Genomic DNA, 24679 nt, shown 5'->3' on the forward strand with positions numbered 1-24679 from the left:
AATGATTCTAGAAATATTTTCAATCGTAGTAGTATGCTTATTAGTACTATTATTCTTTTGGCTCTATTATCGCTTATTGGTTGCCGTAGTAAAAGAAATACATCCCGATATGAATTACATACTGTGGGATCTGAGCGAGTGGAACGAGTCATTGATTCAATTCGAATTGTGGAAGACAATCAACAAACAACAGAACGAAGAGGATCGGAAACTGATCAATCATTCACCCGGGTTACTGAATTCGACTCAACAGGCACAGTACGACGCATACAGGAAACGTGGCGGGACCGACAGCGAATCGACGTGGTTACAAAAGAGCGATTTGGACGAACTGTTTCCGTAGCCGAAACAAATCAGCAAATCATCATTCGAGATACAGCTTCAACAGAAACAAATGAAGTGGTAGAAGTCAAAACTGATTCCCGTCCAATCCAAGGTTTTGAATGGTTTTGGATAGTGCTTTCCGGAGTACTCGTTTTAACGGTAATAATTTACATAATATATAACAGACTCAAATAATGGCAATAATACAACAACCGGATGCTTTATCGATGTCAGGCAACATGAAAAAATTCATAGTGAGCTCCGGCACTCAGATCTCCTTTGAGTTAAAAGAAGGTGATACTGTTTTGCTTTCTGCTACTTATGAGCCGGGCATGGATGGGCGTGCCACTATAGATATAAAAGATATCATAGAAAGCCGTCTTAATTATATTATTAAGTACGATAATATTTATGAACAAACAGAGTTGGTTAAGTCTTTTACTGCCACAATTGATGGTGTAACATCTGCTTTTAAAGTTATTCGTTCAGGAGTGGCCAACTTACAGGATACTCCTGCCAACTGGCTTAAAAACAATTTTCTAACATGGCAGCCACAAAATAAGTATGTCACTTACAACTCTCCTGAATGGCTCACTTACTATGCTCAAGAATCATGTAATATAATGTTGAAGGCATACCTTCCCGGCAACACAGTTCAAAATGTTAATCTGGGTGCTTGTGAACCCGGGAAGGCCTTCACTTTTAATTTGCAATACGCATTTATAGTCGGTAAATTAAATCAGCAGTATCCCACTTATTTTGATGTATGGGCAGAAACAACAGCCGGAATAAGACTCACGTACATACAGCGATATCTTTACAGCGATCCAAAATCAGAACAGGAACAATGGTTCATGTTTGAAAATAGTCTGGGCGGACTTGATACTGTTCGTGCTTCCGGTGACAGTGATTTCACTGGCCGGCACGATCATAAATTGTCAGCAATTGACAATTTCTCAGCTGAATATGATGTAGATACAGAGCGAACATATAATAAGAATACAGGGTACCTCGATAATTATGAACGTCGCTGGTTACTTGATTTCTTTCCATCCAAAAAGAAATATATTTATCACCTTTCAGCTATACGTGCAATTGTGGTGACATATAGCGACGTGAAATATACGTCTTCTGATCTGCCATCAGAATACAACTTTACCTATAAATTCTCCGATGCTGACACCTCGGTTCTGTTAAACTTAATTCGAAATGAAGACATTCCGGCGGATATAACCATACCAAACCTTGACTCGCCGGATTTTCATTTACCCCCTCGGCTGAGTGAGTACCCGCTAGCTTACCTTCACGAGGGGGTAATTTTTCCTGTGTTTGATCCAAATTCGGAACAGGCACAGATAACTACGTTCGGCAGATTGGTTGAACGTATTACGCAAGATGTATCGAATGCAGTTAAAGATAAAAGGCTATCGATGCGATTTCAGTTTTCAAATGGTAATTCATTTGCAAATACTCCATGGCAGACAACCGTAACGGTTCATGTCTTCCGGGGCTTTGACGAAATTACTGCCTCCATTCCTGCAGAAAACTGGGATTGGACCAGAGCTACTACTGATCCGATTGATGATAATGCCTGGAATATATCACATGATAGAGTGACAGATACGCTTACTCTTCGCATGGATGATCAGCAGAATGATTTCGGTAATAATATTTTTAAAGACCGTCAGTGTACATTTACTGTAACGGTTTTGGTACCTGACTCAGGAGAAACAATTTCACATACATTCAATTATGCGCCTTACTAGTGATTTAATACGAAATTTCAGTCCGCTCAACAAAACATTTTCACTTTTGGTTGAAGGTGGTGCGGTTACGCAAATATACTACCCTGACAAAAATGAATGGGTACCTGATCATGCAATTACTCCGGTGGTAATTTATCCACGGTGCAGTATCGTCGATCCTGATCAGATACTTCCAAATGGACTGGTAAATAAAGAACTCAGCGGCATTACTTGGCGTGCAAATGGGAGTAGTGTTGCAGGTAACAGCAATTATCAGATAGATACTTCTACCGGTGATAGCCGGGGAACATTGCTGGTAATGCAAAATGTACCTGCAGGTCAGCAAATAGAACTGGAATTTGAAGCTCAGTATTTCGACACACGCACGGGAGACTGGATCAAGTTTGCCGGCAATATGATGTTGAACACCAATATTGCGGCCAATGAAATTATCTCTATTGAGGTTGACAGCCCTGCAGTAGTGGAATATAATCCTATTGCGGAACAGTTTTTATTTAAATTAACTCCGACATCCAGGCTTGGCGGTATCCAGATAACCGGTGCTAATACTAAATATTTTCTTAAGATATTAGAAAACGGAATTGAGCGAGAGGTTGATCCAATTGATGATCTTGAGTTTCAAAGCATCGATGCTGAAGGAGTCTGCACTTTTGACATGAGATTTGTTCCTGAGAAAAAGAACTACAGATTGTATGTTGATTACGTACGTACAGGTGATGTTGTCCCGGCAGCTCCAACTGCACGTGCTGCACTTATTGATTTTTCTCTTCGTCGCAGATATGAACCCTTTACTATTGATCTGAAAGATTTCGGACCAATACAGCCATGGCAACGACAGTATTATATTGAGGCAGTAATAATTTTAGCATCTTCCGGCCAGATATTATCAGAGCCTAATCGATTCTTCAATATTGAGTATCTCTACAAGCATATAGGAGTTGAGCAGCATATTGCTTATGGCAATAATGCCACGCTTGATATACCGGCATATATGATAAGCTTTGATTCTCAAATATTGCTCGACATTGAAGAGAAAAGTCAATTGATGGCTTTATCAAATGCAGGCTTTGTTTTGACAGACAATGGTAAGGTACTAGTAACAAATTAGAATTATGAACTACGCAAAAATAAAAATTTCATCACTGCCCGATCCGGCAATAGCTAACCGTCGTCTTGCTTATAACGGATATATTTTAATAAATGAAAAGGATGTTGCAGGTTTCCATACAGGCACGTTCGAAGATTTTGTAATTAGCCTGGGCGGCACACTTCTTACAGCACACGAAGCAAAAGTTGAACTTTCAAAAAACAAATACAAATGGTACAGCAAGTAAATGATAGTTTCACCGTAATACTTCTATCAAAAGGAGATTCTCCAACGGTTTTTCTTGAAGCTAATCCGCTTCTTTGGCAAGGCATAAGCTCCGATGGGCTTACAATTGTTCCTGATTTCAAGATACCGGCCAACCAACCGGTAATAAAACCAAAAATTTTATCTTCTCTGCAGTCTGCCTATATAAATATAATCCCTGAGTCAGATCGCTGGTGGTACAATGATCAGGAGCTTACATTTGATGCAAATGGAAATGTAACTGCTCCTGCAGCTTATGTCGGACTTTTCAAAAGAGATAAAGTTGCCGGCACACTTAAGGTTATTGACAACCTGGTATCGATGACAAATAAAACTCCGGATACGATTAAATTTGAAGGAGTGATTGAGACTGGTGGCACCACAACTGTAGTTTCTCATACTATTCGCGTGCAAATTGAAGAGATGGCCGGTTCAACATACTCAGGCCAGGTACAACTGTCATCTACTACCATTGATGCTCCGGATGCAGTGATAACTGCAACGGCCAGACTTTTTGCAGCAGCTGCAGAAATAACCACGGGGTTTCAAGTTAATTATTATGAAGCGGTGCCACTCTCTCAGAATCCCAGCGGCTGGGTGCCTTTTAAACCCGGGTCCGGCAAAGTAGTTACGATTGGAGCAGTTGATGTAGACAGTCGTCAGCTATTCAAGGCAGATTTCATTGTCAACAGCAATGTAGTGTCCACGGTCATTTTTGCAATTTATGACACCCAGGATCCTTACATGATCAGCATGCCTTTCAAAACAAAATATATCACGAAAGATGAGTCAACCACAGCTACACTTAGTCTTATAGATCGGAAAACCGGAGCAACAGTATCCGGAGTAACCTGGGAAATGTGGCATCAAGATACACTTGGTAGAATAGTGGATATATCCACTCCTGTAGTGAATAACGTGGTTACAATTAAAGGTAGCGATTTAGAACAGCTTAATAATGAAGGTGAAAAAATAGGTTCTATAAGAACTTATATCACAGCAACAAAATAACACTTATGGGTAAAAAATATCATAGTTATTTTGATGTAGGATTAATGCCAAAAGATGGGACACAAGGTGATCCCGGACCCACCTATTATCCTGCCGGGATTTATGATGATACCATAGAATATGTACGTACTAAAATACATGCCCCTTATGTGATAACTGTAAGTGGCCAATATTATGTTCTTGAAAAGTTTGGAATAACAAAGGGTGTAGATCCGGAAACAGACACTACAGGAACATGGGTTATATTTGATTTTATAAAATATGCTTTTTTTGAAGTTGCGATGGTCAACTTTGGAAAGATAGCTGCTGCGGTTTTCTCAGGTAATGTAATGATGAGTCAGTATGGGATTGATGGGACAAATAATTATAAAAACTATTCCGGTGAAGCTGGTGCCTGGCAACCAAATATACTATTCAATTTTTTAACAGGATCTGGTCATTTAGCTGGTGGTAATATAAAATGGGATGAGGAGGGCAATTCATTGTTTACCGGGTCAATCCAATCCTCTGATGAAGGCAACAAAATTGTTATTGATGGCGGGGATAGGAGTCTGAAAATGATAAATAAATACGACAAACAACTTGTCAATTTTTATTTCTATGAAGGCACGAGCGGCTGGGGAACTTCATATCCTGTTTTAAGGATGGACTTATGGCGTAAAGATGCTATAGGTGAATGGACATGGGATGATTATACGGATTATTCACCATTTGGTATAGATTTTAGAAGCTGGGATAACAGTCTTCCTTGGGTCGGTCAGTTAAATTCTTCCAGTATGAATATTTCGTATGGCTGGGAGGGAACTGCAAGCGAGAGAAGAATTTCAATAAATCTATTCGATGACCAGTATCTTGAAATGAGGATGAAGGGGTCAGTAATATCAAACCTGTCTTTAAAGCCAAGGATAATCTTAGGAAGTAGCTCTGTGTGGCTTGACCACTGGGATGTGTTTGTTACATGCTATAATACTGCGAACATTAATGTTTACTTGCCTTCCTCCCCTTCTCTTGGTGCTATTAAATTTATACGCAGAATGAATGCTTCATCCATAACTGTTATGGGAAATGGCAAGCAAATCTCTCATGGGAATGGCTCTATATCAACATCTATTCCAGCTGGATCAGGTCGTGGTGATACTGCGGTCTTTTTTTGGGATGGTCAATATTGGACTTATAATTATTGGGTGAGAGATCCAAATTAATAAAAAATAATATGAAAAAGATAAACTTTGAAGAAATGGAGTTTTTTCTGAACATCGAAAAAACTCAAAAAAGAACACAGGACGTTAAGAGTCAGTTCGCGAATGCTATATATGTAAGTGCAACGGGCATTGAAATGCATGCCCTGGCCATGAAGATATATAATTCAAAAGGTGCTACCGAATTTACAGACAAAGAGTGTAGTATGATTCAGCAAGTAACAAACCAGTTTACACCTATGTTTATTGATGCAATAAACAACGTTCTCGACAAACAGGATAACAACAAAAATGAAAAATAAAACATTATGGCAACAGAAACTCAAGAAGTAAAATTACTCGAAGATCTTGCATCATTTGACATTGCTGATAAACTAATGGTGTACAGCAAAAAATACAACAAATTAGGCTTTCTGCCTGCAGGTCTTTTAAGCAGTAGTTCCGGTTACGCTGCACGTCGCTGGAATGTAAATAACAGTTCTCCTATTGGTGAAGCAGTCGGAGACATTGATTATCTGAGAAACCTTCCATCCTTACTTGGACTTGGTTGTTATCTAGTTGACAATAATCATAACCGGCGCAAGCTCGATCCTACAAACCATTACAAGTTTGCCGACGGAAATGTAGCAGCTCTTGATGGCTCAATGGGACATTACATGTGGGGTTGGGGAACAAACTGGTATTACAGCTGGTGGGTCGAAGGTAATTATTACTATGAAGCTGCATCCTTAAAACCAATACTTGGCAGAATGAATTATGCTATACCTGTAGCAAGTATGTCAGCTATTGGCGGCGGTGTTATAGACAGAGATACAGACACACTTGTATCCTATATTAATAATTCAGCTCGATATCGTGGAGGTAACAACAATGCAACACTGGATGGAGCTTACAATACCCAGTTAGGTAGAGCCGCCTCAAATTTATCTGCGATATCATTTAGTAGCATGGCTGTTAAAAATGGTCCCGGCTGGAATTCATTATTCTACGCACATCACGCTATGGCAGCTGCACTGTCACGAATAATATTCGGAACACGTCATTTGCAAACAGCTTTTAATCCAAATAAGGATGCTAATGGTTTATTTCAGGGTGGTCTTGGTCCAGGAGTATCAAACGTAAACGGTACACAATGGAGTGATAAGTTTGGCTATCATAGTTTTGTACCAACTGATATAGGAATAGATCTGGCTGATGGATGCGGTGAAGCACCCTATGCTGTACCGGATCTTGATGGTACCACATGGACTAATGTGAATGTTCCGGTATTTTTTGGTTATAAAAACATGTTCGGTCTGCTAAATAAATGGGAATACGGCTTGATTATTGATAAAGCAGCAGACGGTTCCACCGGTGATGTATATATTCTACCAAAATTTTATTCAGAGTTTAATTATAATTCGCTCGCCGGACTTAAAAAAGTCGGAACAATTCCTGCAGGGAATGGATATATTTCACAGTTGAACATGACACATCTTTGCCACAAGCCGACAGAAAATATCGGATCAGAATCAACATATTACGCAGATCATCAGTATAACAACACCTCTACAGGTCTTCGTGTTTCTGCTGTTGGTGGTACTGCTAGCTATGGTGGCGTTGCTGGTCCGGAGTGCTTGGATGCGTCTAATGCGCCCTCGTCGGTCATTGGTGTCTATGGCTCGCCGCTCTGCGAAACGGAAAGCGACTGGGACACAACGCCTGTCTTGGTTGTCTAGAGTTGCCGGGGTGAACACCCCGCAACCAAAGCAAACAGTGCCCCGGTAGGGGCAGGGGGTATTTCACTTTTAGTGAAATCAAAAATAGAAAGAGTTCTTTGACATATTTTTTCATATTTAGGATTTAAACATTATCTTTGTTGCGGTTCGTTAAAGAATGAACCAGGTTGTTGTTTCTTGAGTCCTGCTCAGGTCTTCGTGTTTCTGCTGTTGGTGGTAATGCTAACAATGGTGGCAATGCTGGTCCGGAGTACTTGAATGCGAATAATGCGCCCTCGACGGTCAATGGTAACTATGGCTCGCCGCTCAACTTTAAAGGAGAGAGTTTGTCAGCTTCTCTCCTATAAAATGAGACAAGACCTCACCCCACGGTGAAAAATTCACAACAAACATGAAGTGCTGGTAGGCTTCCCACCCGGGAAGTTCGACGGCAGGGAATTAAAAAAAGCAGACAATCCGATTTACACCGCACACACCGAAAAGACCCACATTCTTTATTAACACCGCAATACACCGTTCAAACACCGCATGACACTTAACCACTTTTTGTCACACGGTTATGAAACGGAAGGGACACATAGAAAATGCAAATAAGAAGAATTTTGAAGATGCTTTTTATGGCTATTCAGAAGGTAAACACTACAGAAATGAGGTGCAAGCCTTTGAGAAAAACCTAGAAGAGAATCTTCAGCTTCTTCTTGATGCATATGTGGGCAAGTCATGGAAAACATCTCCTTATCAGTCAAAAGAAGTTTTTAAGCCTAAACACCGCATAGTTCATTCTTCACCGGTACCAGATCATGTCATTCAGTGGGCATCAGTATTGCCAATTGAGATGTGGTTGTTCGATACAATATTCCACAGAGCACCTGCATGTGTGCCGGGTAAAGGGACACATCATTTTGTTTACCAGGAGCGTGATGAGTTGAGAAAATATTCACAACAGGAGCTTTACTATACTGTCCAGCTTGATGTACATCATTATTTTGAATATATAAATCACGAATTGATGAAGAACCGGATTCGTAAAAAAATTAAGGATCCTGTTTTACTTCATTTTATAGATGAGTTTATTGATAGTTTTCAGGATGGTCTTGTATTAGGAGTTAAACTATCACAGCTTTTATCAGGCTTATACTTGTCTCCATTTGACAGATCAGCACTCAAATGCTTTGGTTTGCAAGAAAACCTGAAACTTTTCAAACATTGGCAAGATATATATGTAACAAACTCATTTAACACATGTCGCACGCGAGAGCAAGCTCTTGAATTAGCCAAAGGTGTAGAATATCTTAATAAAAAGTTTGAGCGATTTGTAAATGAAGGTCTCCAACACTACAGTCGATTTGCAGACAATATTGTAATCAAACACCAGGACAAAACATTCCTGCATATAATGGTCAGGCTGGCCATTTCAAACCTCAAAAAGGACTATAAACTTGAAGTAAATAAAAGCTGGAATGTACGTCCTACATGGATGGGGAATGATGTTTGCGGTTACGTGTTTTTCCACGAGTATGTGAAACTAAGAAAAAGAAATAAAAAATCGCTCTGCAGGCAGGTAGCAAAATTGCGAAAGAAAGGCTACTCCGAAGAGGATATCTCTCTTAAAACAGCTTCCCGGGTAGGCTTTGCCTCGCATGCAGACACAAAAAATTTAATGAACAAACTAAATATGGAAAAGAGACTGGGCAAAGTCATTCGCAAGCGTAAACGAAAAGCTCCCTTTGCAGGTATGAAACCAGATCAAAAAAGATCTATCGAAACTATAGTATGCACACCGTTTGACTCAGAAGATGCTAAACTGATAAGGCTAATTGATTATAACGTACAAGACTCAATTATAAGTAATAATGATGACGGATCACCAAAGCAGAGAATTGCAATAAGATATAATATCTGCACTTACGTCGAGCATCCGGAAGAAGAGGGTGGTCAGACAATATATACATGGAGCGAACAGGAGTTTTACAGCTTCAGCGGTTCAAAAGTTATGATCGATCAGGCTACAAATGATTTCACAAAGGATGATCTCCCTATTGCTACAGTTGTCAAAGAATTCAAAAACGCCCATAATAAGAAGTTTTACAAATTTACATAAACATCAAAACACCGAAATTATGAACACTGCTATTTACAACACAAAAAAAACTTACAATCGCTACGACGATGGTAGGTTCCTACTTTATCTCAACGAAGAGATAATTGAGAATTATGTACCGGAAGATGCTGAGCCGGATACAGATCCAATCACAGCATATAAATATACCGGTAGTTTTCCGGATGGGGGGACTCTAATTGAAGCTAAAAGTGATACTTACGAAGATTTTGTGTCGGGCCTAGTTCGTACTCGTTATTCTGCCGACCAGGTAGAAGCTATTCTGCTTAACATTCAATCTAATAACCCTGAACGCATGGCTGAATTCGAAAATGAACTTAATCAGCTCAATGATTTTCGGGACGAATGTAAACTGATTGCTTCTATGCTTTTTGAGTAGACAATTGTATGATTAGGCTTAAGTCGGTTACGTTGTGATAACGTGCCGGCTTTTTTTGTCCCTTGAAACAGCCATTGAATTGCAGAAATTTGCATCAAACCAAATATAGCAACTATGGCTAAAAGAGATCTCAACCGCTCAATAAAAATATTTATTGACAATTCTGATGCGATGACTAACGTTGAATCGCTGGAAAAGAAAATGGGTGAACTTCGTGCAGAGCTACAAAAGCTCGATGCTCAGGGTCAGAAAGATTCAAAAACAAGCAAGACTAAAGAGAGGGAACTCAAACAACTTGAACAATCTTACGGAAATTATCAGAACAAAGTCCGGGAAACAGAAAGAATCCTTAAAAATCTATCTGGAGCAACATATAACGAACTACGTAAAACTCGTAACCTTTTACGTCGTGAACTATCTGAAACAACAAAAGGCACTGACAAATATAATGCTATTCTAAAAAATTTAACTGCAACACAAAAGCAACTAAACATTTCTCAAAAAGAAATGTACGGTACTCTTGGACGTCAGAAATCCGTTATGTCTCGTGTGACTGATGGGTTCAATAAATATGGTGCAATTCTGGCCAGTACAATAGCATCAATAACAGGAGTGAGCTTTGCCCTACGTAAACTCAGCCAGGATGCTGCTGCCATGGATGACGTTTATGCAGATGTTATGAAAACTACCGGTATGACAAAAGATGAAGTCCTGGAGTTAAATGAAGTTTTTAAACAGATGGATACCCGGACATCTCGAGAACAGTTAAATATGCTTGCGCGTGATGCCGGTAAACTTGGTTTACAATCTCGTGAAGATATACTGGGATTCGTGACAGCTGCAAATCAAATTGATGTTGCACTTGGTGAAGATCTTGGTGAAGGAGCGGTTCGAGAAGTTGGTAAGATGGTAGATGTTTTCACCAAATCTACACATGAGCTTGAAAATCTTGACCTAGAAGGGAAAATGCTGGCTGTAGGCTCGGCCATAAATGAGCTGGGCGCATCATCATCTACTCAGGAGGATTATCTTGTCCAGTTTGCCGGTCGGCTAGGCGGTGTAGCTTCTCAGGCAAATATCGGTATTGATGCCATACTTGGTTTTGCGTCAGTTCTTGATCAGGATATGCAGAAAGTTGAAATGTCAGCTACGGCATTGCAGCAAGTAATCGTGAAAATGATGGGCGAACCTGCAAAATTCGCACAGATCGCAGGAGTCGAAGTCTCTAAATTCACAGAATTAGTAAGAACCGATGCAAACGAAGCAATAAAGGTATTACTTAGGTCTCTCAATGAACGTGGAGGGTTTCAGGAATTAATACCTTTGTTTGATGAAATGGGACTATCCGGGACCCGTGCAGTCGGCGTTATTTCATCTTTGGCCAGCAGTGTTGATAAAATTGACGAAGCTCAGCAGATCGCAAATAAAACTATGATCGAGGCTACCAGTCTTACAGAAGAGTATAATATTAAAAACAACAATGCCAATGCGGAATTAGAAAAACGTCGCAAAGCATTTAAAGATTCGTCTGAAGAGCTTGGGAAACGTCTTAATCCGGCTCTATTGAAAAGCACTAATATAGTTACATACATAGTAAAATTACTTCCTGCAGTGCTTGACTTCTTTGAGAAATGGGGCAAATGCATTATGTATATGGTTACTGCTTATGCAGCATATACAGTTGGGGTTAAGATTGCTGCAATGTGGGAAAAACGTCTTGGTCTGGAGCTTACTAAGACTAATGTAATTATGGCTATAAAGAATGCCAGACTAAAAGCAGGTCGTGCTTTAACACTAGCTTATGCTGCTGCATCTGCACTTCTCACCGGCAATCTGGCAAAAGCAAGAAAAGCCTGGCGTTTATTAAATGCTACTATGGCTACAAATCCAATTGGGCTTTTGATGGTCGGCATTACAGCAGCTGTTGCTGGATTAATCAAGCTTGTTCAATGGATAAACAGGACAAATGCAGCTACAAAAGCCATAAAAAATGCAACAAAAGAATTTAATAATGAGCTCGCCACTGAAACTCGAGAGGCTAATTCACTGTTTGAAGCTCTACAAAAGACTAATCCGGAAAGCGACACATTTCTTCAAATAAGAAAAGAAATTATTAGCCGTTATGGTAAATATCTACAAGGTTTAATAGATGAAGAGGGTAATATAACAGATATCGGTAAAGCAATTAATGCTGTTAATAATGGTCTGCGTGAGCAAATAGCTCTTAAAGTTAAAAATCAAGCTGCAGATAAGATAACCACCGATTCACTGGATAAACAATTGAAAATTACCGATAAAGCTATGAAGCGGATTGGTAAGCAGGTAGATGATGAACCGATTCTCTCTTCTATCCGTGAGACAATCAACCGGACTGTAAGCCAGTTTACTGCTCAGGGTGGTAATGACTATGATAAATTGCAGAGGCAACTTCTACAAGATATACAGCAAACCTATGGTATAGACGCATATAAAGGTGTTTTCAATGTAAAAAATGTGATTGAGGATCTAGTTAGTGAGGTTAAAAACAGCAGTGAAGCTCTGGACGAAGTCGATCAACGTTTCAGTGGAATTATCACTAAACTCACAGATGTAAGTTCAGTAATTCAGGATATAGAGAGTGAAGATGATCCCAATCCCACACCACTTGGGACATCAACTGCTACTGAATATGAGAAAGCTCTAAAACGACTAGAAGACTATATAGCAAAAGAAAAAGCAGCTATTCAATGGAAATATGTGAATGGTATAATATCTCAGGAAGAATATAATAGAGAGCTTGAATATCTCGAGATGGAACGCCTCCGGAAGAATCTAGAACTGGCCGGCTTAACATTTGAACAGCAGCAAGAAATAGAGTTAAAGCTCTTCGATATGAAAAAAACAATGCTTCAGAAAATCCAGGATGAAGAGCGCGCACATCAGGCAAAGCTTCTGGAAATTCAAGAAAAAGCGGATAAAGCAAGGGCAGAACAAAATTGGGCAAATCTTAAAGCAATCGCAAAACAAAATGAAGAGCAAGCTAAAATTCAATTTGAAGCCGATTTAAAACAAAAAGCGGATTTGGCCTCATTAGGTTTCGATTTTGCAAATGAGATGGGAACCTTAGTTGGAGGGGCTTTGTCTGGCAATGAAGATATAGTTCAGAGTTCACTTAAGACTCTTATAAATATGGCACTGGATGCACTTAAAGTACAAGTTCAAATAGCAATAGCTGGTGCAACTGCAACATCTTTAGCTCAACCCGATTCTGTTGCAACATTCGGCGCATCAGGTTTTGCCAGAGCTGCTGTCTTAGTAGGTTTAATTGAGGCTGCTTTTGCTGTGGCAAAGTCAGCTGTAAATGGAGCTTTTAACAACAGAGCAACGCAAAACATTCAAGTAAATTCTGATACAGTCGTAGAAGGTGCAAGAGTCCCACAGCGTGCCACTGGTAAGTATGATGTGGTTGGAGCTGATGATGGACGAACATACCGGGGAGTGCCCTATAAAGGCATTGCTCAAACCGGGTTTGTTTCTACACCGACTCTTATGGGTGAGCAGGGCCGTGAATTGGTTGTATCAGCACCAGACTTGTCGCGTTTGCAAAGGCATATAAACTACCCAATGATAATTAATGCAATCAATGATGCTCGTTCGGGTACTGTCCCGCAACGTGCCAGTGGGAACTATTCTCAGACCGAGCAAACAATACAACAAGTGTCAACTTTTGATCCTATCTTACTGGCAGAGGTTCGAGACTTGCTTAAGTCACTTTCAAAAGGTATTCCTGCTTCTGTTTCGCTTACTGAAATTCAGCAAAAGCAAAATCTTCAAAATGCATCACGTAAAATTGGTTCAAAATGAAAATAACACATCCATCCGGAGAATCATACGATCTTTTCCCGGAAACACAGATTGAGCTTACTCGTTTTAATCCATTTTTCAATGATTTGGGCGAACAGAGCGTTCCAATCACAATACCGGCAACATCGAAAAACTTAAAACTTCTCAATTATCCTAATCGTGGAGACGGATCCGATAAAATTACACGTAGGCTAAATGTCCAACTTCAAGAAGGGGCATTTTCCATAGTAGGCCGTCAGGCTATTCTTTCTGCCAGCTCAAAAGATAATATAGAAACATCCTTTTACCTAAACGAGGGTGCATTTTATGAAAAAATTAAAGATGTATCTCTGAAAGAAATATTTGAAGGCAAAAGTATTGTTTTCTCCAGTATGGACCAGACAATAGATTTTATGCGTTCCCTTATCACGGCTTCAGATCATCGGTTTGCATGCTTTCAGGTTGCCACGGATAACTATATCTTAAATGAGATGAAGTTCTCGACAACTTTAAATAAATATGATTTCAAAAAGAATGTTGATACAATTGAGATTATTGATGGAAATAAAATCAACGTTCCGCGAGGTTTTTATATTACGCCATTCCCTAAATTTAAACATGTGCTTCAAGAGGTTCTTTTATATTTTGGATATACTCTTAACCCTTCATTTCTTGATGATGAGCCTTTCTCAACCATGTCGCTCTTAAATGATAATATAGACACAATTGTCAATAACAGGATAGACTATGTTGATATTATCCCAAATATAATGGTGAGTTCATTTTTCGACCTTATACGTAAATTCAATATGGAAATTGTTCCGGATGAAATTCATAAGACTGTTGACATTATTCATTTTGATGAACAGATAAATCAACCTATAAGTGTAGATCTTTCAAATAATATAACATCACCTTTGAGATTTGATTATACAGATGAGTATAAGCAAGTAAAATTATCTTCAGAAATTTTGCCTGCACCAAAAGAGGTACATGGTTTTTCAAGTCTTTTTGGTGATCCATGGGTTCTCTACCCATATCAAATACAAGAAAGATTGCCAATCTCAATGTTAGCTGTAAATTTTCCAACAGCGTATATACGTCCTGCAGATGGGTCTATTGTGCGTCAAGGTGTTTTTGGGGATAAAATTACTTATGAAGTAGTTGGATATCTTAGCAACAGTTATTATGACGGCGGTGTAATTACTGCTGATGATAAAACATTCCCAGACATAATTCCGGATGTTATCACATATTGGATTACTTATCCTTATGTGGGTCCTGGCAGGGCATTACACAGCACAATAATTATGTCAGATGAGTCTGAAGAACAAAGTTCAAATGCCGGAGAGCTTAAACCTATGCTTTGCTTCAGTTATTATGATAACTATTACACTTATAATATTGGGACACTTTCAAATTATGACTGGACCGGTCTTCGCCTTTGGGATTATTCATTATTTTACAATGGAGCTGACGGTATATTTGAGAGATTTTGGCGAAGTCGCGATACTCTGATGCGTAATGCGCTGGTTAACATGAATGCTGATTTGCAGCTATCCGAAGACCAGAAGCTCTCACTTACGACACTGAGAAGAGTTTTGGTAGATAATCAGCCCTATCTTATTTCAGAACTAAAATACGTGCCCGGTTTGAAGGATCCTCAAAACTGTAGTTTCTTGACAACAAATTTGCAAAAGCCTATATCTAACGCTCGTACAGAGTCTGATTATTTTCCTGACAGACCTTATGAATGGGAACTTAAAACACAGAGGAGCAATACAACTGCTAAACATTTTATTTATAAAACATCTCGCACTACATTTTACCCACCACATCCAACAGCTGCACAATATAGTGCCGGAGGCAGGTATTTTGAGAGGGTTTATGAGGTTGAATATGGACATTATGATATAAATCAAAAATTCATAAAAGAGTCTGACGGCACTTTAACGGTTTGGCTTGAAGCTGTATTAAATTAAAATACTGTTTTTAAAAAGCGTACGTATGCACACATGTACGCTTTTTAAATGTCTTCAGGGTAAGTATATATATCAGAAATATGTCTCGTGGTTTTTTATTAACTCGTTGGCCTCTTGAATATCATGTGGAGTGTATTTATCTGTCATGAGAAGAGATGAGTGTCTGGCCTGATCTCTAACTGTAATAGATGGTTGAGTTCTCAACATGGCAGTAATACCGGTATCTTTTAATGAATAAAACTTATAGGAAGCAGGAAGATCCAGTTTTTTTCTAACGTGGTGAAACCAAAAGTCTCTAAATTGTTTTTCACTTCTTTGTTCTTTCCCAGGCATAAAATTATTTGAAAATAAAAAATAACCACTTGGATATTTGAATATATTAAGTTCTAGCATCAATCTTATAACCTTTGCCGGCAATGTTAGGGTGCCATCTTTTTTATTTTTTGAATTCACGTCAGGAATAAAAAGAGTCTGTCTTTTAAGTGAAATATGTGATATCTTAATTTGTCCAATTTCTTTTGGTCTTACAAAACAGTAATACAACATGTAGCATGCTAGCAGGTAGTGTTTATTTGTTTTTTCAACATGTATTTTTATCCTCTTCATGTCAGCATCAGGTATTGCACTTCTGCTCTTTTTTATAGACTTTTTACCATAACTTATAAAACCATCTGTTGGTCTTACTTTTAAATATTGATTTTGAATTAACCAGGAAGAAAAAACTTTCATCCATCTTAGATAGTTATCTCTGGTTTGCGGCTTACTTTCTCTTTCAAGATAAATATGTTCAAGCATCATTCTAACGAATGATTGGTCAAACTGATAGATATATACAGCTTTGTTTGAACGGTTGTTATTCCATGATTCAACATTTTTTAGATAAGAAATGTATGTGTCATAAGTGTCTTTTCTATAGATATCATCTGCAAACATTTTATCTAAATAACGTCTGTAATGTTCAAATACACTTTCAAGAGTATGGTATGCTCTACTGTTGTCAGCCTCAATCCATGGATTCCAGCCGTTCACAAGCTGAGTGTTAAGCCTTTTAATTAGTTCCCCGGCATATTTTCTGCGCTCACCAGTTTTTTTAATGAAATTTAGTTTGATCCTTTTTCTACGCATTTTATTTTGCGACGGATCATAAGCATAAAAACCCACATACCAGTCTTTGCCGGTATATAATTGTGGCGGTGTGTACGAAATAATGGGCAATACGGATGTTTTCCCTACTTGGCTAAACATAATTTTTTTTTACCTCTCAGACTTTATCAGACTGAAACGTAAAATAAATTAATCTCTGTTGTCCCGATACTGTCCCGGCTAGTCATTGCGACAATGTCTCAACTTCTATGCCAGTACAGGTTTCGGACTTTCTCTGTCGGGATGAGAAGATTCGAACTTCCGACCCCACGCCCCCCAGACGCGTACTCTAAACCGGACTGAGCTACATCCCGAAAATGTGAATGCAAAAGTAGTATTTTAATTTTAATTGCACAAGCAAAGTAAGGTATCAATTAATGTATATTATGAATTTATTTGTTTCCTGATATAAAAAATAGTTGTTAATTTGCACATTGAAAAATTAAGAGGTTGTATTAATTGCACCAGAAACAAATAACTGAAATTATTGAAATAGAAGAATAAAAAATATGTTTACCGTGAGTGATTTAAACAGCCTTCAAAAAAATATTTACAGTCAATGGCATTTACAGCAAAACAAATAGCCGATTTTCTTAAAGGAGAAATTGTCGGTAATCCGGATGTAAAAGTATCCGGTTTTTCAAAGATAGAAGAGGGTAAAGCAGGGACAATAACTTTTCTGGGTAACCCCAAATATACTCAATATATTTACGAGACCGGTGCCGATATCGTACTTGTAAACAACGATTTTGTACAGGAAGGTGTTATAAAGGCAACCCTGATAAGAGTGTCTAACGCCTATACCGCCCTGGCATCGCTGATGGAGTTGGTTAACAATCATACCCCACAGAAGAGTGGAGCGGACGATATCTGTTTTATCTCATCTACAGCTACACTTGGCGAAAATGTTTATGTAGGAAGTTTTGCTTATATTGGAGACAATGCTCAGATAGGTGAGAACAGTAAGATTTACCCGCAATCGTATGTGGGAGAGAATGTAAAGATAGGAAATAACTGTATTCTCTATCCCGGAGTGAAAATTTATCACAATTGTGTAATAGGGGATAACTGCATACTGCATTCAGGAGCAGTGATAGGAGCAGATGGTTTCGGTTTCAGCAAAGAAGATGATGTGTATCATAAAATTCCACAGATGGGCAATGTGATTATTGAAGATAATGTGGAGGTGGGTGCCAATACCACTGTTGACCGTGCTGTGATTGGTTCAACAGTAATACGTAAGGGTGTAAAACTCGACAACCTTATACAGATAGCTCATAATTGCGAGATAGGCGAAAACACCGCAATGGCAGCCCAGGTTGGAATAGCAGGCTCAACCAAGATAGGTGAAAACAGTGTGTTTGGCGGACAAGTAGGAATTGGCGGGCATATTACCATTGGGAAAAATTGTAAGATAGGCGCTCAATCAGGTATTATCAGTAATACAAAAGAGGGATCTGAAATATTAGGATCCCCCGCTATTCCAGTGAAAAACTTCTTTAAATCGAGTATTATTATTTCTAAACTTCCTGAAATGTACAGGCAGTTGAATTCAATGGAGAAAGAGATCGCAGAGCTTAAAAATAAGCTATGTACCGACGATTAATCAATCGTTTTCAGGCTCATTTTAGCAAACATTTCACAAATTTAGGTGAAATGTGTGTATTTGGTTGTATATTTGCACAAAAGTTTGTAAAATGAGCTATTTTAGTATAGCATTTAGTGAACTATTTGCGTTAAGCCGTATGAGCAGAGCCAAGCTTGCTTGAGCTATGCCACGGCGAGCAAATATCTAACTTTAGTGAACTATTTGCGTTAAGCCGTATGAGCAGAGCCAAGCTTGCTTGAGCTATGCCACGGCGAGCAAATATCTAACTTTAGTGAACTATTTCGTTAAGCGAGACAGAAGCAAACTCGATTGAGTTATGCAATTGCGGACGAAAATATAACAGGATTCAAAGCAACTAAATTTGCCTGAACTTGTTTTACGCTGTAAAAACCTGAAAGGAAACTACTATTTAAAAGTATATAAAGTGAAACAGAATACATTAAAAGATAACTTCACCCTACGTGGAACCGGACTCCACACGGGACTAGAAATTGAGGTAACCTTTAAACCCGCCCCGGTAGATCACGGATATAAGATAAAAAGAATTGATCTAGAAGATCAGCCTGTGATTGAAGCATTGGCAGAAAATGTGGTTAATACCCAACGAGGAACCGTTGTAGGTAAAGGGGACGTAGTCGTTAGCACGATAGAGCACGGACTTGCAGCACTATATGCATCCGGAATTGATAATTGCCTTATAGAAGTCAATGCTTCAGAGTTCCCTATTCTTGACGGAAGTGCTGCCGAATATGTCAGAGCCATACTTGCTACGGGTATTCAGGAGCAAGAAAAGGAGAAGGATTATTATATTGTACGCAATAAAATAGAGGTGTCTGACCCCGAAACCGGATCAAAACTGACATTGTTGCCGGACGATGCTTTCTGTGTCAATTCATTTATTGAATTTGATTCATACTATATTCCAAATCAGTCCGCTACAATGGACTCTGTTACCGATTTTGGAACAGAGATAGCCCCGGCGCGCACGTTTGTTTTTGTTCGTGAGATACAAAAACTAAGGCAGTCAGGGCTTATTAAGGGGGGAAACCTGGATAATGCAATTGTGATCTATGAGAGGAAATTGTCGCAGAATGAACTTGATGAGATTGCAGATGAGTTGAATGTGCCACGCCACAATGCAGAAGAACTTGGATATCTTAACAATCGTGAACTTGCTTTTCCGAATGAACCTGCCCGTCACAAGCTTCTTGATATCATCGGGGATATAGCACTTATTGGAAAGCCTATTAAAGGAAGGCTTATCGCCATCAGGCCCGGACACAAGATCAACAATCATCTGGCAAGGCTTATTCGTAAAGATATTAAACTAAATGAAGTTCAGCCTCCCGTTTATGATGTAACTGCAGAGCCAGTGATGGACAATAACCGTATCCGCGAATTGCTGCCGCACCGTTATCCATTTCTTATGGTGGACAAGATTATACAGATGACCGACAATTATATTGTAGGGGTTAAGAACATTACGACCAATGAACCCTTTTTTATGGGCCATTTTCCTCAGGAGCCTGTTATGCCAGGTGTCTTGCAGATTGAGGCGATGGCTCAAACAGGTGGCTTGCTGGTCCTTGGGAGGTTAGATGAGCCGGAAAGATATTCTACATATTTTCTGAAGATTGATAACGTGAAATTCCGACATAAAGTGGTTCCTGGTGATACCCTAATTTTCAGGGTAGAACTTACAAGTGAGTTACGTCGGGGAATTGCCACGATGCGAGGATTGGCATTTATAGGAGACAAAGTAATCTCTGAAGCCGATTTTACTGCGCAAATAATTAAAAATAAATAATTTTAATCGTTCTCATATTTATGAACAGTGTTTCATCTTTGGCCTTTGTACATCCTGAGGCCGTACTGGGAGATAATGTGGTTGTAGAACCGTTTGCTTATGTCGATCGGAATACTGAAATAGGAGATGGTAGCCGGGTGATGACCCATGCGACAGTCCTGAGCGGAGCCCGTATCGGAAAAGACTGTACAATTTTTCCACATGCTACTATTTCAGGCATTCCTCAAGATCTGAAGTTTCAGGGTGAAGAAACAACAGCAATTATCGGGGATAATACTACAATTCGCGAATGTGCAACAGTGAACAGAGGTACTGCTTCAAAAGGATTTACAAAAGTCGGCAACGATTGTCTTATTATGGCTTACAGTCATGTGGCTCACGACTGTGTAATTAATGACAGCGTGATATTGGGTAACTCAACGCAACTAGCAGGTGAAGTAGAGATTGACGATTTTGCCATTGTCAGCGGCGGTACCCTGATACATCAGTTTTCTCGTATTGGAGCCCATGTTATGATTCAGGGAGGATCGAAGATCCCGAAAGATATCCCTCCATATGTAATGGTTGGACGGGAACCGATAATTTTTGTTGGACTCAACGTTGTAGGACTTCGCCGTAGAGGGTTTACCAGCGAACGCATTAATTCAATACAGGAGGTGTACCGTTATCTGTACCAGTCGGGTTATAACATCACACAGGCAGTGGAGAGAATTGAAAAAGAGCTGCCGCAAAGTGACGACCTCAGCCTGATACTCGATTTCATCCGCTTATCGAATCGCGGTATTGTACGCGGCAACATGGAAGGGTAGTTTTATGGCAGGTATTGTTTTCCCTGCCGAATGGAGTCATCAGAGCGGTGTGCAGATAACATGGCCTCATCACGGTACCGACTGGGTTGATATACTGGATGAGGTTACAGCTTGTTACATAACCCTGTCGAAAGAGATTCTTAAGAGGGAGAAACTGCTTATCGTTGCTAGGGAAGGCTATGAAATATTGAAACATTTCACCGAGAATGAGCGAAAAAATATTATCATGGCCGAAATAGATAGCAACGATACATGGGCGCGCGACCATGGGGCCATATCTGTTTTTATCGATAATAAACCCATGCTGTTGGATTTTGGATTCAATGCCTGGGGGTTGAAATTTGCAGCCGACAAAGACAACCTTATCACAGGGAGATTGTTTGACAAGGGGGTTTTCAAAGCTCAAACCGGTTATAAGAGCATGTTGGATTTTATCCTTGAAGGGGGATCAATTGAATCTGACGGTGCAGGAACAATACTTACTACCAGTGCGTGTCTTTTGGCTCCCAACCGCAATCAGCCGATGAGTCAGGAGGAAATTGAAAAATATTTGAAGAGGTCATTGGGCGCAGAGCGTGTACTCTGGTTACAACACGGATACCTCGCAGGTGATGATACTGATAGCCATATTGATACGCTTGCACGCTTCTGTAACGAAGATACAATAGCTTACGTGAAGTGTTACGATGTAAACGATGAACATTTCAGCGAGTTGAGGGCGATGGAGGATGAACTGAAGTCACATGTTACCATGGACGGGCAACCCTACAGGCTTATAGATTTGCCGATGGCGGATCCGGTGTTCGATAATGGTTGCCGGCTTCCCGCAACATATGCCAATTTTTTGATTATAAACGGTGCGGTTTTACTTCCATTTTACGGAACAGAAAAAGATGAAATTGCGAAAAAGCAACTTCAGAAAGCTTTTCCCGGCAGAGAGATTACCGGTATCGATTGCATGCCTTTAATTAAACAACATGGTTCATTGCACTGCATAACCATGCAATTACCCGAGGGCTTCATTTAAAAAATTGTAATATATCCGAAACGTCTTATATCAAACGTAAAAAATTGACTAATCAGGGCTTCATTTAAGAAATTATTATCTTACTGTGAGGATAAGATGAATGAATGCGAAAAAAATGATTATGGGACTGTATTGTTTGGAATAATAGTTAAATACCTGGAGGATATGATTATCTTAAATATCATAGGATTTTTATGCCAATACTTCGGTAATTATTTCAAAATAATTCATATAATTTACAGAATATCAATAGAGTATAGTACTTTCGAGAATTTAGTATAACATATTGATTGCCAGTATTATAAATAAAGTTTTAACAGAACATTTTTATACCATAAAGTGAAAAAATAATAATTGTATGAAAGTAGGAGTAATACAACAAGCCAACAGTGCAGGCAGGGATGAGAACATCTCCAGATTACAGCAAAAAATTAGACAGCTGGCCAGTGAAGGGGCAGAACTGATTGTAATGCAGGAACTGCATAATGGGCTTTATTTTTGTCAAACCGAGGATACTGATGTTTTTGACCAGGCGGAAACAATACCCGGGCCTTCTACCAGTCTGTTCGGGCAGCTGGCTAAAGAGCTTAGGGTAGTGATCGTACTTTCCCTTTTCGAGAAACGTGCTGCAGGATTGTATCATAACACGGCTGTAGTCATAGAGAAAGATGGAACAATTGTGGGAAAATACCGAAAAATGCATATTCCAGATGATCCGGCATATTACGAAAAATTTTACTTTACGCCCGGGGATCTTGGTTTTCACCCCATTGATACATCAGCAGGTAGGCTGGGTGTTTTGGTGTGCTGGGACCAATGGTATCCCGAAGCAGCCCGGCTTATGGCTCTTGAAGGTGCAGAAATACTTATTTTTCCTACTGCTATAGGATGGGAGTCGACCGATACCGATGATGAAAAACAGCGTCAGCAGGATGCATGGATTACCCTGCAAAGAGGGCATGCCATAGCAAACGGGTTGCCAGTTGTTTCTGTGAACCGTACCGGATTTGAACCCGATCCGTCAGGAGTAACAAAGGGGATTCAATTTTGGGGAAATAGTTTTGTGTGTGGCCCGCAGGGCGAATTATTGTATAGAGCTCCTGATAATGAGGAGGCTACCCAAATAATTGAGATCAATAAATCTCGTACCGAGAGTGTGCGCCGCTGGTGGCCTTTTTTCAGGGATCGCCGCATTGATGAGTACGGTGGGTTGATTAGGCGCTGGATTGATTGATATTTTAACTTAGTTACCTGCGTCCGGAGGATCTGCCGGATCTACTGCTCTCACTACTGCTCCTTGAGGATGAAGTGCCCGCGCTGTTGTTCCTGCTTGAGGAGCCGGAAGTAGACCTTACCGTACTGCTCTCCCTATTGCTTCTTGATGAAGAAGAGGTGGACCTTTGAGGTGTTGCCGTGGCGCTTCTGCTGCTGGACGAATTACTTCTAGTGGTACTCTCCGTTGGCCTGACTGTAGTGTTACGACTCGTTGATGATGTACCGGTACGCGGAGCTGTCCCTTCCGTAACCCTGGTATTGCTATTGCTACTTCTGCTACTTCTGCTGGACGAATTACTTCTAGTGGTACTCTCCGTTGGCCTGACTGTAGTGTTACGACTCGTTGATGATGTACCGGTACGCGGAGCTGTCCCTTCCGAAACCCTGGTATTGCTATTGCTGCTTCTGCTGTTTGTACTCCTACCGCTAACTGCAGGCCTTGTACTTGTGGTTCTGCCGCTGTTTGCATCGGGACGATAAACATTTACCGCGTTATTACTTACTCTGGTAGATCTGCCTGAACGGTTGTTAGTGCTTTCAAGCCGTCGCACCGTAGCTTTCCTTCCTGTTTCGCGTTCGTAGTCTCTTGCGCTTGGCCCGCTGTAATAACGGTTATCGTTATATATGTAAGTATTGTTGATAATGGTTGTCCGATTGTATATTGTGGGGCTGTATCTGTTATAGTACCTGTGCATACTGCGGTGATACATATATCTGGAAGGCAGGAATGTCCAGTAGCTGCCCGGAATATTTATATGGATGCTGATGTTTACCCTCGGACCCATCGGAGCCCAACCGTAATAACCGCCTCCGCTTCTCCAGCTGACCCATGCAGGTGCCCACTCGTAACCCGGAACCCATGCCCATCCGTAGAAATCATCATAGAACCATCGTCCGTAATGGAAAGGCGCCCATCCCCATGAGTAGTTGGAAACCCAGGTGTTGCCGTAATCAGTCATTACCCAATAACCGTTGGTGGCATAGGGGTGGAAATCTCTTCCAACTCTTGGAACCCAAATTCGGCCGTAGTTGTGATTGTTGATCCATCTGCCGTGAGGACTCAGCTCATTGTAAAATATACTGAAGCTAACGCCGTCTCTATCTTGGTCCCCGTAATAACGATCATCATCGTAATAGTAATCATCCCCGTAATAACCATAATCATCGTGTCCTTGCGAATACACATATCCTTGTGAAGAATAGCAAGAAGTAAAAGCCAGTGCTATTATTGCTAGAATGATGGGGTGTTTTAAAGCTTTCATATCTATAATTATTAAAGAGTGCAACTTTTCTGATTTTACAATATGACAGCTGTTCGGAAAAATGGTTTAACTCTTT

General features: G+C 39.9%; 19 protein-coding genes and 1 tRNA gene. 17 read left to right on the top strand and 3 right to left on the bottom strand.

Annotated features, from left to right (window positions below; translation table 11 throughout):
• Position 1 precedes the first annotated feature (1 nt).
• The 12 genes from KDN43_RS08050 to KDN43_RS08105 all read left to right on the top strand — a co-directional run bounded on the left by KDN43_RS08050 (position 2) and on the right by KDN43_RS08105 (position 15671).
• A complete protein-coding gene (locus tag KDN43_RS08050; protein ID WP_238841457.1) occupies positions 2–343 on the top strand; it encodes a hypothetical protein in 342 nt (113 codons plus the stop codon).
• 175 nt (positions 344–518) lie between these two features.
• Positions 519–2090: a hypothetical protein gene (locus KDN43_RS08055; RefSeq protein ID WP_238841458.1), complete on the top strand. Its 1572-nt coding sequence runs from the start codon at positions 519–521 to the stop codon at positions 2088–2090.
• Complete coding sequence (locus KDN43_RS08060) at positions 2077–3198, top strand: hypothetical protein (RefSeq protein ID WP_238841459.1); 1122 nt, start codon at positions 2077–2079, stop codon at positions 3196–3198. Before KDN43_RS08055 ends, KDN43_RS08060 begins: the two co-directional genes overlap by 14 nt.
• A 4-nt stretch (positions 3199–3202) precedes the next feature.
• Entirely contained in the window at positions 3203–3424 is a 222-nt protein-coding gene (locus tag KDN43_RS08065; RefSeq protein ID WP_238841460.1) for a hypothetical protein, read from the top strand.
• Entirely contained in the window at positions 3409–4452 is a 1044-nt protein-coding gene (locus tag KDN43_RS08070) for a hypothetical protein (RefSeq protein ID WP_238841461.1), read from the top strand. Before KDN43_RS08065 ends, KDN43_RS08070 begins: the two co-directional genes overlap by 16 nt.
• Before the next feature lie 5 nt (positions 4453–4457).
• Positions 4458–5654 carry a hypothetical protein gene (locus KDN43_RS08075; RefSeq protein WP_238841462.1) on the top strand — a complete coding sequence of 399 codons (1197 nt, stop codon included), beginning with the start codon at positions 4458–4460 and terminating at the stop codon, positions 5652–5654.
• Positions 5655–5665: 11 nt separating this feature from the next.
• Entirely contained in the window at positions 5666–5953 is a 288-nt protein-coding gene (locus tag KDN43_RS08080; RefSeq protein WP_238841463.1) for a hypothetical protein, read from the top strand.
• A gap of 75 nt (positions 5954–6028) precedes the next feature.
• Positions 6029–7369 carry a hypothetical protein gene (locus KDN43_RS08085; protein ID WP_238841464.1) on the top strand — a complete coding sequence of 447 codons (1341 nt, stop codon included), beginning with the start codon at positions 6029–6031 and terminating at the stop codon, positions 7367–7369.
• 559 nt (positions 7370–7928) lie between these two features.
• On the top strand, positions 7929–9470 hold the full coding sequence (locus KDN43_RS08090) for a reverse transcriptase family protein (RefSeq protein ID WP_238841465.1): 1542 nt from the start codon (positions 7929–7931) through the stop codon (positions 9468–9470).
• Positions 9471–9489: 19 nt separating this feature from the next.
• Positions 9490–9867 (top strand): hypothetical protein, encoded by a 378-nt coding sequence (locus KDN43_RS08095; RefSeq protein ID WP_238841466.1) that lies wholly within the window; start codon positions 9490–9492, stop codon positions 9865–9867.
• Between the two features lie 114 nt (positions 9868–9981).
• Positions 9982–13710: a phage tail tape measure protein gene (locus KDN43_RS08100; protein ID WP_238841467.1), complete on the top strand. Its 3729-nt coding sequence runs from the start codon at positions 9982–9984 to the stop codon at positions 13708–13710.
• Positions 13707–15671 carry a hypothetical protein gene (locus tag KDN43_RS08105; protein WP_238841468.1) on the top strand — a complete coding sequence of 655 codons (1965 nt, stop codon included), beginning with the start codon at positions 13707–13709 and terminating at the stop codon, positions 15669–15671. Before KDN43_RS08100 ends, KDN43_RS08105 begins: the two co-directional genes overlap by 4 nt.
• Positions 15672–15743: 72 nt before the next feature.
• Here the strand turns inward: KDN43_RS08105 and KDN43_RS08110 are convergent, their stop codons facing one another.
• Together KDN43_RS08110 and KDN43_RS08115 are read right to left on the bottom strand one after the other, a co-directional pair.
• Positions 15744–16916 carry a tyrosine-type recombinase/integrase gene (locus KDN43_RS08110; protein ID WP_238841469.1) on the bottom strand — a complete coding sequence of 391 codons (1173 nt, stop codon included), beginning with the start codon at positions 16914–16916 and terminating at the stop codon, positions 15744–15746.
• 136 nt (positions 16917–17052) lie between these two features.
• Positions 17053–17128: transfer RNA gene (locus tag KDN43_RS08115), tRNA-Pro, on the bottom strand.
• 245 nt (positions 17129–17373) lie between these two features.
• On the opposite strand from KDN43_RS08115, the gene lpxD reads away from it, so the two are divergent.
• From lpxD to KDN43_RS08140, 5 genes are all read left to right on the top strand, one after another.
• Positions 17374–18420 (top strand): UDP-3-O-(3-hydroxymyristoyl)glucosamine N-acyltransferase, encoded by a 1047-nt coding sequence (gene lpxD, locus KDN43_RS08120; RefSeq protein ID WP_238841470.1) that lies wholly within the window; start codon positions 17374–17376, stop codon positions 18418–18420.
• Positions 18421–18847: 427 nt separating this feature from the next.
• Positions 18848–20230, top strand: a complete 1383-nt coding sequence (locus KDN43_RS08125) for a bifunctional UDP-3-O-[3-hydroxymyristoyl] N-acetylglucosamine deacetylase/3-hydroxyacyl-ACP dehydratase (RefSeq protein WP_238841471.1) — start codon at positions 18848–18850, stop codon at positions 20228–20230.
• Between the two features lie 20 nt (positions 20231–20250).
• A complete protein-coding gene (lpxA, locus tag KDN43_RS08130; RefSeq protein ID WP_238841472.1) occupies positions 20251–21039 on the top strand; it encodes an acyl-ACP--UDP-N-acetylglucosamine O-acyltransferase in 789 nt (262 codons plus the stop codon).
• 4 nt (positions 21040–21043) lie between these two features.
• A complete protein-coding gene (locus KDN43_RS08135) occupies positions 21044–22066 on the top strand; it encodes an agmatine deiminase family protein (RefSeq protein ID WP_238841473.1) in 1023 nt (340 codons plus the stop codon).
• A 358-nt stretch (positions 22067–22424) separates the two neighbouring features.
• Positions 22425–23300, top strand: coding sequence for a carbon-nitrogen hydrolase (locus KDN43_RS08140; RefSeq protein WP_238841474.1), 876 nt, complete (start codon positions 22425–22427; stop codon positions 23298–23300).
• Between the two features lie 13 nt (positions 23301–23313).
• Here the strand turns inward: KDN43_RS08140 and KDN43_RS08145 are convergent, their stop codons facing one another.
• Positions 23314–24603: a DUF6600 domain-containing protein gene (locus KDN43_RS08145; protein ID WP_238841475.1), complete on the bottom strand. Its 1290-nt coding sequence runs from the start codon at positions 24601–24603 to the stop codon at positions 23314–23316.
• Positions 24604–24679: the final 76 nt, after the last annotated feature.

This window comes from Proteiniphilum propionicum (assembly GCF_022267555.1).
In the GTDB taxonomy this organism is placed as follows: domain Bacteria; phylum Bacteroidota; class Bacteroidia; order Bacteroidales; family Dysgonomonadaceae; genus Proteiniphilum; species Proteiniphilum propionicum.